The 12,183-nt window shown below is 73.1% G+C and carries 12 protein-coding genes and 1 rRNA gene; 2 read left to right on the forward strand and 11 right to left on the reverse strand.

Annotated features, from left to right (window positions below; translation table 11 throughout):
• Positions 1–272 precede the first annotated feature (272 nt).
• The 4 genes from recN to QIS99_RS22100 form a co-directional block, all read right to left on the reverse strand.
• On the reverse strand, positions 273–2,021 hold the full coding sequence (gene recN, locus QIS99_RS22085) for a DNA repair protein RecN (protein WP_282515305.1): 1,749 nt from the start codon (positions 2,019–2,021) through the stop codon (positions 273–275).
• A gap of 95 nt (positions 2,022–2,116) precedes the next feature.
• Positions 2,117–3,046 carry an NAD kinase gene (locus QIS99_RS22090; RefSeq protein WP_282515325.1) on the reverse strand — a complete coding sequence of 310 codons (930 nt, stop codon included), beginning with the start codon at positions 3,044–3,046 and terminating at the stop codon, positions 2,117–2,119.
• Between the two features lie 20 nt (positions 3,047–3,066).
• On the reverse strand, positions 3,067–3,882 hold the full coding sequence (locus tag QIS99_RS22095; protein ID WP_282515306.1) for a TlyA family RNA methyltransferase: 816 nt from the start codon (positions 3,880–3,882) through the stop codon (positions 3,067–3,069).
• 7 nt (positions 3,883–3,889) lie between these two features.
• On the reverse strand, positions 3,890–4,198 hold the full coding sequence (locus tag QIS99_RS22100) for a hypothetical protein (RefSeq protein ID WP_282515307.1): 309 nt from the start codon (positions 4,196–4,198) through the stop codon (positions 3,890–3,892).
• Between the two features lie 43 nt (positions 4,199–4,241).
• Between QIS99_RS22100 and QIS99_RS22105 the strand changes: the two genes are divergently transcribed.
• Complete coding sequence (locus tag QIS99_RS22105; protein ID WP_282515308.1) at positions 4,242–4,589, forward strand: SCP2 sterol-binding domain-containing protein; 348 nt, start codon at positions 4,242–4,244, stop codon at positions 4,587–4,589.
• Between the two features lie 34 nt (positions 4,590–4,623).
• On the opposite strand, the gene QIS99_RS22110 is transcribed toward QIS99_RS22105, so the two are convergent.
• From QIS99_RS22110 to QIS99_RS22125, 4 genes are all read right to left on the reverse strand, one after another.
• Positions 4,624–5,430: an ABC transporter ATP-binding protein gene (locus QIS99_RS22110; protein WP_282515309.1), complete on the reverse strand. Its 807-nt coding sequence runs from the start codon at positions 5,428–5,430 to the stop codon at positions 4,624–4,626.
• Positions 5,431–5,546: 116 nt separating this feature from the next.
• Positions 5,547–6,584, reverse strand: a complete 1,038-nt coding sequence (locus QIS99_RS22115; protein ID WP_282515310.1) for a FecCD family ABC transporter permease — start codon at positions 6,582–6,584, stop codon at positions 5,547–5,549.
• Positions 6,581–7,639 carry a FecCD family ABC transporter permease gene (locus QIS99_RS22120; protein ID WP_282515312.1) on the reverse strand — a complete coding sequence of 353 codons (1,059 nt, stop codon included), beginning with the start codon at positions 7,637–7,639 and terminating at the stop codon, positions 6,581–6,583. The genes QIS99_RS22115 and QIS99_RS22120 overlap by 4 nt, the downstream gene beginning before the upstream one ends.
• 137 nt (positions 7,640–7,776) lie before the next feature.
• Positions 7,777–8,805, reverse strand: a complete 1,029-nt coding sequence (locus QIS99_RS22125) for an HAD hydrolase-like protein (RefSeq protein ID WP_282515326.1) — start codon at positions 8,803–8,805, stop codon at positions 7,777–7,779.
• 71 nt (positions 8,806–8,876) lie between these two features.
• Here QIS99_RS22125 and QIS99_RS22130 point away from each other — a divergent pair, with 71 nt between their 5' ends.
• Positions 8,877–10,151 carry a DUF1015 domain-containing protein gene (locus tag QIS99_RS22130; protein ID WP_282515313.1) on the forward strand — a complete coding sequence of 425 codons (1,275 nt, stop codon included), beginning with the start codon at positions 8,877–8,879 and terminating at the stop codon, positions 10,149–10,151.
• A gap of 126 nt (positions 10,152–10,277) precedes the next feature.
• Here QIS99_RS22130 and QIS99_RS22135 read toward each other — a convergent pair whose 3' ends face one another.
• The 3 genes from QIS99_RS22135 to rrf all read right to left on the reverse strand — a co-directional run bounded on the left by QIS99_RS22135 (position 10,278) and on the right by rrf (position 12,072).
• Positions 10,278–11,024 (reverse strand): tetratricopeptide repeat protein, encoded by a 747-nt coding sequence (locus tag QIS99_RS22135; protein ID WP_282515327.1) that lies wholly within the window; start codon positions 11,022–11,024, stop codon positions 10,278–10,280.
• Positions 10,916–11,737 (reverse strand): hypothetical protein, encoded by an 822-nt coding sequence (locus QIS99_RS22140; RefSeq protein ID WP_282515328.1) that lies wholly within the window; start codon positions 11,735–11,737, stop codon positions 10,916–10,918. The genes QIS99_RS22135 and QIS99_RS22140 overlap by 109 nt, the downstream gene beginning before the upstream one ends.
• 218 nt (positions 11,738–11,955) lie before the next feature.
• Positions 11,956–12,072: ribosomal RNA gene (rrf, locus tag QIS99_RS22145) — 5S ribosomal RNA — on the reverse strand.
• Positions 12,073–12,183: the final 111 nt, after the last annotated feature.

Here is a 12,183-nt window from a genome sequence, read left to right on the forward strand (position 1 = left end):
CGGTGCCCGTGCGCTGCCCGGAGCGGACGCCCGTGGGTGCGGGCCCGTCGGGCGGCCTCGTGCCGGTGGTGTCCGGGACGTGCGCGGGGCGGCTGTGCGGAACGCCTCGCCAAGGATGCCAGTCCGTACGGGAGTTCCGGCACCGCCGGTGGTGAGCAGCCGTGTCGGACCGGGCGGCGGGCTCGGCGGATCACCCACACGGGTGATCGCCGGCGTCCCTGCCCCCGGGGTGCCCACGGGCGCGGGAGTACTGCCCGGCTACTCGCGCGCCCTCAATCCGCCCGCGCCGCCGCCAGCAGTTCCTCCGCGTGTGCCCGGGCCGTCTCCGAGTCCTCCTGGCCCGCTAGCATCCGCGACAGCTCGCGGACGCGGTCCTCGCCCTCCAGGGCCTGCACGCCGGAGCGGGTCACCGAGCCGTCGTTGGTCTTCTCGACCAGCAGCTGGCGGTCGGCGAAGGCCGCCACCTGGGGCAGGTGCGTGACCACGACGACCTGCGCGGAGCGGGCGAGCTTCGCGAGCCTGCGGCCCACCTCGACGGCCGCCTTGCCGCCGACGCCCGCGTCCACCTCGTCGAAGAGGTACGTCGGTACGGGGTCGGAGCCCGCGAAGACCACCTCGACGGCGAGCATCACACGCGACAGCTCACCGCCCGACGCGCCCTTGGCGATGGGCCGCGGCGGCGCACCGGGGTGCGGGGCGAGCAGCAGCTCCACCTCGTCCACACCGGTCGCGGTGTACGCCACGGGCCGCCCGCCGACCTCGATGCCGTCGGCGTCCTCGGCGACCTCGGTCTGCCGGATGGCGATCGTCACGCGCGCGTGCGGCATGGCGAGCGAGGCCAGCTCCTGGGTGACGGCGGCGGCGAAACGCTCCGCCGCCTCCGTACGCGCATCGGTCAACGCCTGGGCGAGACCCGCGAGTTCGGAGCTGAGCGCGTCCCGCTCCGCGGTCAGCTCGCCGATCCGGTCGTCGTCCCCGTCGAGCTCGGTGAGGCGGGCGGCGCTCTCCTCGGACCAGGCCAGGACCGCGTCGACGGATGCCCCGTACTTGCGCGTGAGCTGGGTGAGGGCCGCCCTGCGCTCCTCGACGGCGGCGAGGCGCAGCGGGTCGGCGTCCAGGTCGTCCGCGTACCCGGCGAGTTCCCCCGCCACGTCCGCGAGCAGGATGCCGATCTCGCCGAGGCGTTCGGCGAGCGCGGCCAGGGCCGGGTCGTGCGAGCGGACCGCGTCGAGGGCGCGCTGCGCGCCGCCGACCAGGAGACCCGCGTCGACGCCCTCGGGATCCTCGGGGTTGCCGGCGAGCGCGGCGTGCCCGGCCGCGGCGGCGGAGGCCAGGGCCTCGGCGTGGCCCAGGCGCTCGGCCTCGGCGGCGAGTTCGACGTCCTCGCCCGCGCGGGGTTCGACGGCGGCGATCTCGTCGAGCCCGAACCGCAGCAGGTCCGCTTCCTGGGCGCGTTCACGGGCGCGCGTGGTCAGCTCGTCCAGCTCGGCGGCGACGCCCCTCAGCCTGCGGTAGGCGGCCGCGTACTTCTCCAGCGGGACGGAGACCGCGTCCCCCGCGTACCGGTCGAGGGCCTGCCGCTGCCGGGCGGGCTTGAGGAGGCCCTGCTGGTCGGTCTGGCCGTGCACGGCGACCAGGTCGTCGGCGAGCTCGCCGAGCAGCCCGACCGGCACGGAACGACCGCCGAGGTGCGCCCGCGAGCGCCCTTCGGCGGAGACCGTACGGCTGATGAGCAGCGCCCCGTCGTCCAGTTCGGCGCCCGCCTCCTCGGCGCGCACGACGGCCGGGGCGTCCGCGGGTACGGCGATCCGCCCCTCCACCACCGCCGACTTCGCGCCGATCCGCACCAGGGCCGGGTCCGCGCGCCCGCCGAGCAGCAGGCCGAGGCTGGTGACGACCATCGTCTTGCCCGCGCCCGTCTCGCCGGTCACGGCGGTGAAGCCTGGTGACAGCTCGACGACCGCGTCGTCGATGACTCCGAGCGACCGTATCCGCATCTCCTCCAACACGGACCTGACCATACGAGGTTTCCCCCGCGCGGCGCGACGTCACCCCGCTTTCGTCACCGAAGCCACAGGTCGAGGGCCCGCCGGGGTCACTCGTCAGTGGAGCCTCGTCAGTGCGGCGCCCCGCGCCAGCCCGAGACCGGCAGCGCGAACTTCGCGACCAGCCGGTCCGTGAACGACGCGTGGTGCAGCCGCGCGAGCCGTACGGGCACGGCCCCGCGCCGTACCTCCACGCGCGCGCCCGCGGGCAGCTCCACGGTCCTGCGCCCGTCGCACCACAGCACGCCGTGCGGCGTGTGCGGCTGCACCTCCACGGCCAGCACGGAACTCGGCGAGGTGATCAGAGGCTTGGCGAACAGGGCGTGCGCGCTGATCGGCACCATGAGCAGCGCCTCGACCTCCGGCCACACCACGGGCCCGCCCGCCGAGAACGCGTACGCCGTGGAACCCGTCGGGGTCGCGCAGACGATGCCGTCGCAGCCGAAGCCGGAGACCGGGCGGCCGTCGATCTCCAGGACGACCTCCAGCATCCGCTCGGGCGACACCTTCTGCACGGCGGCCTCGTTCAGCGCCCAGTCGGCGTGCACGACCGAGCCGTTGTCGCGTACGAGGACATCGAGGGTCATCCGCTCCTCGACCTCGTACGAGCGGGTGACGACGCGGTCGACGACCTTGTCCAGGTCGTCCCGCTCCGCCTCGGCGAGGAAGCCGACGCGGCCCAGGTTGACCCCGAGCATCGGCACTCCGGAGGCGCGGGCGAACTCGGCGCCGCGCAGCAGCGTGCCGTCGCCGCCGAGGACGACGATCAGCTCGCAGCCGTCCAGGACGTCCGCGGTCGCCTCGTGCACCCGCTCGACCGTCGACGGCAGCGGCAGGTCACGCGCCTCCGCCTCCAGGACGCGCACCCCGAGACCGCTCTTGAGCAGCCCCTGCACGACGAGTTCGGCGCTGCGCACCGCGGCGGGCCTGCCGGTGTGCGCGAGCAGGAAGACCGTCCGCCCCGCCCCGTCGGCCTCATCCGTGTCCCCGGCTTCCCGCACCGCTCCCCCTCCGCTGGTGGTCAACTCGGTCCCTCCGCCACTGCACGGTCGACATCGGCCGGGTCGAGCTCGGGTGCCCCGGCCGTGAGCCACAGAAAGTACTCGACGTTCCCGGACGGCCCGGGCAGCGGGCTCGCGGTGACTCCACGCACGCCGCAGCCCAGCTTCCAGGCCTGCGCGGCCACCGACCGTACGGCCTCGGCCCGCAGCTCGGGGCTGCGCACGACGCCGCCGCTGCCGAGCCGTTCCCTGCCCACCTCGAACTGCGGCTTGACCATCAGGACCAGGTCCGCGCCGGGCGCCGCGCAGCGCACCAGGGCGGGCAGGACCAGGCCGAGCGGGATGAAGGAGAGGTCGCCGACGACCAGGTCGACCGGCTCGCCGTCGATCGCGTCGAGCGTCAACTCCCGTACGTTCGTGCGGTCCTTGACGGTGACCCGCTCGTCGCTCTGCAGGGACCAGGCGAGCTGTCCGTACCCCACGTCCACGGCGACGACATGCGCGGCGCCGGCGCGGAGCAGCACATCGGTGAAGCCGCCGGTGGAGGCGCCCGCGTCGAGCGCGCGGCGGCCCTCCACTGCGAGGCCCTGCGGGACGAAGGCCGCGAAGGCGCCCGCGAGTTTGTGGCCGCCGCGCGAGACGTAGCCGGGGTCGCTGTCGTCCGCGGTGACCACGATGGCGGCGCTGGTCTCCACCTGGGTCGCGGCCTTGCTCGCGACGTTCCGGTTGATGGTCACCCGCCCTGCGGCGATCAGCTGGCTCGCATGCTCGCGCGAGCGCGCCAGCTTGCGGTGGACCAACTCTGCGTCGAGGCGGCGGCGTGCCACTCCTGCCACGTTCGGTTCAGCTCCTGTGCTCGTACGGCCTTGCGGGGACGGGGGCGGGGGCCGGGGCCGGTGGGCCCTGGCGTGCGTCGAGCGCGGTCAGCGCGTCCCGCAGCCCCCGGTGTACATCCTCGTACACCTCGATGTGTCCGTCCGTCGCGAGGTGGTCGACATCGGCCAGGCGCTCCAGCTGTACGTCCACGCCGGCGTCGCCGGTGGCGGTGCGCGGGACGCCGAGCGGGCGGGGCTCGGCGGGGTCGGGGGCGGGCCGGTCCTCGCCGGGCTGCGGCGTCGTGTCGGCCCCGGCCTCCGGCTGCATGTCGCTCATGGCCCCGACGCTACCGCGAAGCGCTGGGGTACCGTCGGTCGCGATGGCGACGATCAAGGAGTGCCGCAGCGCACTGAGCAGGCTTTCGGACAATCTCGCGCAGGCCGACGGGGAGGTTCGCGGCGCCGCCGCACTGGACCGCTCGCTGAGCTGCCGCATCACGGACCTGGACGTCACGTTCACGGGGCGCCTGGAGGACGGCCGCATCCACGTCGCCGACGTGCAGGACGGCCCGCCCCGCGAGAAGGCCCAGATCCGCCTGACGATGACGGGCGACGACCTGGTGGCGATGGTCGACGGCGAGCTGAACTTCGCGCGGGCCTGGGCCACGGGCCGGGTCCGCCTGGAGGCGGGGATCCGGGACCTGCTGCGGCTCAAGGCGCTCCTGTAGCCGAATCCAGCCCGCGCCGGCCGCGCCGGACGGCCTACTTCCGCAGAACCGCCGTACGCCCCCTCCGCGCCGCCGGCACCACCAGCGGAGTCCCCGTCTCCGGATCGGAGATGACCTGGCACGGCAGCCCGAACACCGCCTCCACCAGCTCGGCGGTGACGATCTCGGCCGGAGCGCCCTCGGCGATCACCGCACCGTCGCGCAGCGCGATCAGATGGGTGGCGTAGCGGGCGGCGTGGTTGAGGTCGTGCAGGACGGCGACCAGGGTGCGGCCCTGCTCCTCGTGCAGCTCGGCGCAGAGGTCGAGCACATCTATCTGGTGCTGGATGTCGAGGTACGTCGTCGGCTCGTCCAGGAGCAGCAGCGGCGTCTGCTGCGCAAGGGCCATCGCGATCCACACCCGCTGCCGCTGCCCGCCCGACAACTCGTCGACATAGCGATCCGCCAGCTCACCGACACCGGTCGACGCCATGGACTCCCGTACGACCCGCTCGTCCTGCGCCGACCACTGCCGCAGCAGGCCCTGGTGCGGGTAGCGGCCGCGGGCCACCAGGTCGCCGACGGTGATCCCGTCGGGCGCGATCGACGACTGCGGCAGCAGGCCGAGCGTCCTGGCGACCTTCTTCGCGGGCATCGCGTGGATGGTCTGCCCGTCGAGCAGCACCCGCCCGTGCGAGGGCTTCAGCATCCGCGAAAGGGCCCGAAGCAGCGTCGACTTGCCGCAGGCGTTGGGCCCGACGATCACGGTGAAGGAGTTGTCCGGAATCTCGACCGACAGCCGCTCCGCGATCACGCGCTGGTCGTAGCCGAGGGTCACGTCGTCGGCGATGAGGCGATTCACTGCGGTGCTCCTGGAGGCCGTGGAGGGAAGGGGTGAAGCAGCGGTTGCAGGGACTGCGGGTCGTGAGGGTCGTGAGGGTCCTGAGGGTCCTGAGGGTCCTGAGGGTCCTGAGCGGCTCATATCCGCCCCGCCCTGCGCTCCGCGACGAGCAGCCACAGCAGATACACACCGCCGAGCACCCCCGTGAGCACACCCACCGGCAGCACGTCCGCGCCGAACGCCCGCTGCGCGGCCAGGTCGGCTGCGATCAGCAGCACGGCGCCCATCAGCAGCGACGCCACCAGGTTCGGCCCCGGCGACCGGGTGAGCCGACGCGCCAGCTGCGGCGCCGTCAGCGCCACGAACGACACCGGTCCGGCGGCGGCGGTCGCGGACGCGGTGAGCAGCACGGCCGACAGCATCAGCACGATCCGCGTCCGCTCGGGCCGCACCCCGAGGGCGTACGCCACGTCGTCGCCCATCTCCAGCATCCTGAGCGGCCGTGCGTACGCGAGCACCAGCGGTACGAGGACGGCGCACAGCCCGAGCAGCGGCCAGACCTGGTCCCAGTCCCGGCCGTCCAGGGACCCCGCCATCCACACGTACGCGCGGGCCGCGTCGACCAGGTCGGCCTTGGTCAGCAGGTAGCCGTTGAGCGCGGTGAGGACGGCGGCGGCGCCGATGCCGACGAGGACGAGCCGGTAGCCGTGCACCCCGCGCTTCCAGGCGAGCAGGTAGATCAGTACGCCGGTGACCAGCCCGCCGACGAGCGAGCCCGCGGCGACCGTGGCGGCGCTGCCCTGGAACAGCACGATGACCGTGAGCGCCCCCACCGTCGAGCCCTGCCCGAAGCCGATGATGTCCGGACTGCCCAGCGGATTGCGGGAGATGGACTGGAAGACCGCCCCGGCAAGGCCGAGCGCGGCCCCGACCAGCAGCCCGACCAGAACCCGCGGAAGCCGCAGGTCGTTCACGATGAAGGTGTGCGCGGTCGTGCCGTCGCCGAGCAGCGTGCTGACGACGTCGGTGGCCGGGATCTCGAAGTCCCCGGTGCCGATGAGCACCACGGCGACGACGAGCGCGGCCACGCAGAGCAGCACTCCTACGACGAGGGCGCGCGGCTCGACCCGTATGGAGAGGCCGCTGTCGGTACGGACCGCCTTCAGGGACTTCACAGCTGGGCCATCCTCCGGCGTCGTACGAGGTAGATGAAGAGCGGGCCGCCGATGAGCGCGGTGACGATGCCGACCTGCAGCTCGGCGGGGCGGGCCACGACCCGGCCGATGACGTCGGCGCCGAGCAGCAGCACCGGCGACAGGACCGTCGCGTACGGCAGGATCCAGCGCTGGTCGGGGCCGGTGAAGGCGCGGACCATGTGCGGCACCATCAGGCCGACGAACGCGATCGGACCGCACGCCGCGGTGGCCGCGCCGCAGAGCAGCGTCGCGGCGGTCATGGCGAGGATCCGGGTGCGGTTGACGCGCGCGCCGAGGGCGACCGCGGTGTCGTCGCCCATCGCCATCGCGTTCAGCGGCCGCCCGAGCCCGAGGGCGAGCAGCAGGCCTACGGCGATGAACGGGGCGACCTGGCCGATCGTCGCCATGGACGCCGAGGCCAGCGAACCGACCGTCCAGAACCGCATCTTGTCGAGGGCCGAGTTGTCGAGCAGCATCACGGCGTTGATGTAGCCGATCAGCGCCGCGGTGACCGCCGTACCCGCGAGCGCGAGCCGCACCGGAGTCGCGCTGCGCACCCCGCCGAGCGCGTACACGACCACGGAGACGACGGCGGCCCCGGCGAACGCGAACCAGACATAGCCGGTGAGCGAGGTGACGCCGAGAAAGCTGATCGCGCTGACGACGGCGGCGGACGCGCCCGCGTTGATGCCGAGCAGCCCGGGGTCGGCCAGCGGATTGCGGGTGAGCGCCTGGAACACGGCCCCGGCGAGCCCGAGCGCCGCCCCGACGAGCAGCCCGAGCAGGGTGCGGGGCAGCCGCAGCTCCCCGATGACGACGTCGTTGTCCGTGCCGGTGGCGCCGAACAGCCCGTGCCAGACGTCGGCCACGGGTATCTGCTTGGCGCCGACGGCGATACTCGCGACGACGACCAGGGCGAGCACGCCCACGGCCAGGAGGAGCCCGACGGCGCGTATCGCCTGCCGCCCGCGGGGTGCCGCGGACTCGGGCGGGGGCGCCTCGGTGCGCTCGGGAGAGGGACTGTCGACCAACACCCGGTTAGGTTAACCTAACCTTCCGACGGCCCGACGTGGGCGTACCCGACGTGGTTTACCCGACCTGGCGTACCTGACGTGGGCGTACCCGACCTGGGCGTACGCGACCTCGGCGTACCCGCACTGCCCCTGAGCGCTCACAGCCCCAGCCGCGCCAGCGCCTTCCCCGCGTCGAGCCCGCACTCCCCCGCACCGGCCGCCGTCCACGCCGCCGCGCACAGCGCCCGCAGGCCGTCCATCGGCTCGCCGTCCCCGTCCAGTTCGAGCGTCTCGGCGCCGGCCCGCGCCACGAATCCCCCGCACCGGAACCCGTCCCCGTCCGCGCTCACCTCGGGCTGCCCGGTCAGCAGGCCCCGCAGATCGGTGTCCACGTACGTCGGCCGGTGCTCGGGCCGGGCGGCGAGCAGCTGGGCGGCGCGCGTCACGCCGGTCAGCACGAGCAGCGAGTCCACCTCGCCGTTGAACGCGCCCTCGATGTCGGTGTCGAGCCGGTCCCCGACGACCAGCGGCCGCTCGGCCCCGGTCCGCAGGATCGTCTCCCGGTGCATCGGCGGCAGCGGCTTGCCCGCCACCTGCGGCTCGGCACCGGTCGCGATCCGGACGACCTCGACCGCCGCGCCGTTGCCGGGTGCGATGCCCCGCGCACTCGGAATCGTCAGGTCGGTGTTGGACGCGAACCACGGCACGCCCCGCTCGATCGCATGGCAGGCCTCCGCGAACCGCCCCCACGCCAACTCCGGCCCGCCGTACCCCTGTACGACGGCCGCAGGACCGTCCTCCGCCGACTCCACCGGTACGAGTCCCCGCTCGCGCAGCGCGACCCGCAGCCCCTCGCCGCCGATCACCAGCACCTTCGCGCCCTGCGGCACCTGCTCGGCGATCAGCCGGGCCACCGCCTGCGCGGAGTTGATGACGTCCGCCGCCTCGGTCGGCACCCCCAGTTCGGTGATGTGTCCGGCCACCACCTCCGGCGGCCGCAGCGCATTGTTCGTCACATACGCGAGATGCATCCCGCCCGCCCGCGCCGCCAGCAGCGACTCCACGGCATGCCCGATCGCCGCACCGCCCGCGTACACCACCCCGTCCAAGTCCAGCAGCGCGGTGTCGTACGCCTCCCTCAGCACCGGCTCGCTGCCGGCCGGGCTCGTCCTGACGCTGTGACCCATGGCGTACGACTCCTCGCTCGACGACTGTCCCCCGATCATCCCGTACTCCCGTACCCACATACGATGCAGCCATGAACACCACAGGTCCGGACGGCAAGGGGCTGCGCCTCACTCCCATCCGGGGACTGCGCTACGTCCCCGACCGCGTCGGCTCGCTCGCCGCAGTGACGTCCCCGCCGTACGACGTGGTGGTACGCCCCGACGGACTGCACCACTTGGAGTCCCTCGACCCGCACAACATCGTCCGCCTGATCCTGCCGCAGGCCGACAGTCCTGAGGCCCGTCACCGGCAGGCCGCCGCCACCCTCCGCAAGTGGCTCGCCGACGGCATACTCGCCGCCGACGCCGAGCCCGCCCTGTACGTGTACGAGCAGCGCAACGGCGACCTCCTGCAGCGCGGACTCATCGGCGCCCTGGAGCTCTCCGAGGCCCACGAGGGCGTCGTCCTGCCGCACGAGGACGTCATGCCGCACATCGTCGAGGACCGCGCCGACCTGATGCGCGCCACCGCCGCCAACCTCGAACCGCTCCTTCTCACCTACCGCGGCGAGGGCACCAGGACCGGCGCGACCGCGGTCATCGAACGCGCCGTGGACCGCCCGCCGCTGCTCTCCACCACCACCGAGGACGGCTTCAGCCACCGCCTCTGGTCGGTCACCGACACGGCCGAACTCGCAGAGATCCAGGCCGACTTCGCCCACCGCCAGGCCCTGATCGCCGACGGCCACCACCGCTGGGCCACCTATCTGCGGCTGCGCGGCAACCACCCGTCGCCGTCCGCGTGGGATCACGGCCTGGTCCTGCTCGTGGACACGACCCGCTATCCGCTGCAGGTCCGCGCCATCCACCGCGTCCTGCACCGCCTCCCGGTCGCCGACGCCCTGACGGCCGTCGCCGACTCCTTCCGGGTACGCCGCATCGACGCCCCGCTCCCCCGCGCCCTGGACGCCCTCGCCGAAGCCGCCGCCGAGTCCAACGCGTTCCTGCTCGCCGGCGACGGCACGTACCACCTCGTCGACCGTCCGGACCCGGACCTGCTGGCCCGTACGATCCGCCGGGACCGCCCGGAGGCCTGGCGCACCCTGGACGCGACGGTCCTGCACTCCACGCTTCTGGACCACATCTGGCAGATCCCGGACGACCCGGAGCACATCGCGTACATCCACGACACCCGCGCCGCGGTCCAGAAGGCGGAACGCGACGGCGGTACGGCGGTCCTGATGCACCCGGTGCGCGAGGAGGTCGTCCGCGAACTGGCCCGCCAGGGCGTCACGATGCCCCGCAAGTCCACGTCCTTCGGCCCGAAGCCGGCCACGGGCCTGGTGCTGCGCAGCCTGGAGCACTGACTTCTCCCGCACACGCGATCTCCCGCACACGCGAAGGAGGGGCGGGACCGATCCGGTCCGCCCCTCCTTTTGTTGCCGCTACTTGCTTTCGTTTAGTTGCTTTCGTTTACTTGCTTTCGTTTGCCGCTACTCGTCGTCCGCGTCCTCGTCCTTCTCGGTGGCGGGCGCGGGCGTGGACTCTCCGTCCGCCGCATCGTCGAAGGCGTCGACGAACTCGACCCCGTCCAGCTCGGCGAGCCGGTCGGAGGCGTCGGTGCTGCCGTCCCGGTCGGCCTCGGCGGTCTTGGCGAACCACTCGCGCGCCTCGCTCTCCCGCCCGGCGGCGAGCAGCGCGTCGGCGTACGCGTACCGCAGCCGCGCGGTCCAGGGCTGCACGGAGTTCGACGCCAGCTCGGGGCTCTGCAGCGTCACGATCGCCGCGTCGAGCTGCCCCATGTCACGGCGCGCACCGGCGGCGACGAGACGCATCTCGACCTGCCCCGCCTTGTCGAGCTTCTGCACCTCGGGCTCACCGGCCATGTCGAGCGCCTTCTCGGGCCGGCCGAGCCCACGCTCACAGTCGGCCATGACGGGCCACAGCTCCGCGGACCCGGTCATCCGCCGCGCGGCCCGGAACTCGGCGAGCGCCTCGGAGTACTTCTGGTTCGCGTACGCGGCGAAGCCTGCCGCTTCCCGTACGGCGGCCACGCGGGAGGCGAGCCGCAGCGCGACCTTGGAGTAGCCGTATGCCTGCTCGGGGTCCTCGTCGATGGTCCTGGCGACCATCACCAGGTTCCTGGCGACGTCCTCCGCGAGCCCCTTCGGCAGGCTCTGCAGCTCCTGCCGTACGTCGGCGTCGATCTCCTCGCCGGTGACGTCATCCGGGATCGGCAGCCGCTTGATCGGCTCGCGGTCGGAGCGGTCGTCCCTGCGCGGGCCTCGGTCGTCCCGGCCGTCGCGCCCGCGGTAGCCGCCGCCACCGCGGCGGTCGTCGCGGCGGTCGTCACGGCGGTCGTCACGGCGGTCGTCACGGCGGAACCCGCCGGGGCGTCCGCCTCGGTCGTCGCGACGGGGGCCACGGCCACCGCGGTCGTCGCGGCGGTCGTCCCGGCCCCGGTAGCCGCCGCCTCCCCGCCGGTCGTCGTCACGGCGGAAGCCGCCGCGGTCGCCGTCACGGCGGTCATCGCGGCGGTCATCGCGGCGGTCATCGCGGCGGTCGTCGCGGCGGAAGCCACCACGGTCGCCGTCACGGCGGTCGTCCCGTCGGTCGTCGCGGCGAAAGCCACCACGGTCGCCGTCACGGCGGTCGTCCCGTCGGTCGTCGCGGCGAAAGCCTCGGTCGCGGTCGTCCCGTCGGTCGTCGCGACGGAACCCGCGGTCCCGGTCGTCGCGGCGGTCGTCACGCCTGTCGTCACGCCGGAAGGCGGGCCTCCCGCCACGGTCGTCGCGACGGAAGCCACCGCGGTCGCCGTCACGGCGGTCGTCGCGACGGAAGCCGCCACGGTCATTGTCACGCCGGTCATCTCGCCGGAACCCACGGTCCCGGTCTCGGTCCCGGTCCCGGTCCCGGTCGTCGCGCCGGCCGTAGCCACCGCGGTCACCGTCACGACGGGGTCCGCCGCGGTAGCCGCCCCGGTCCCCGTCGTCCCGCCGACGCTGCTCGCGTTCGGGACGATCATCGGGAGAGTTGGTCGACATCGGTGACTCCTGTCTTCGGTACCGCAGTCATTCTCGCGCACCCCGCTTCGGGCCGCGCTTCGACGAAAAACAAAAAGGACCCTTGGTCCCAGCGTGAACGCTGGGACCAAGGGTCCTCCTAAGAATTGTTCGGCGGCGTCCTACTCTCCCACAGGGTCCCCCCTGCAGTACCATCGGCGCTGTGAGGCTTAGCTTCCGGGTTCGGAATGTAACCGGGCGTTTCCCTCACGCTATGACCACCGAAACCCTATGAAGTATCCCGTTGAGAACGGGACGCTGAACAGGGCAGCGAACAAGCACACTCTTTAGTTGAGTAATTGTTCAGCCGACAGCAGCTGTTCGTTACTTCAGAACT

This window comes from Streptomyces solicavernae, from assembly GCF_029968095.1.
Classification (GTDB): Bacteria; Actinomycetota; Actinomycetes; order Streptomycetales; family Streptomycetaceae; genus Streptomyces; species Streptomyces solicavernae.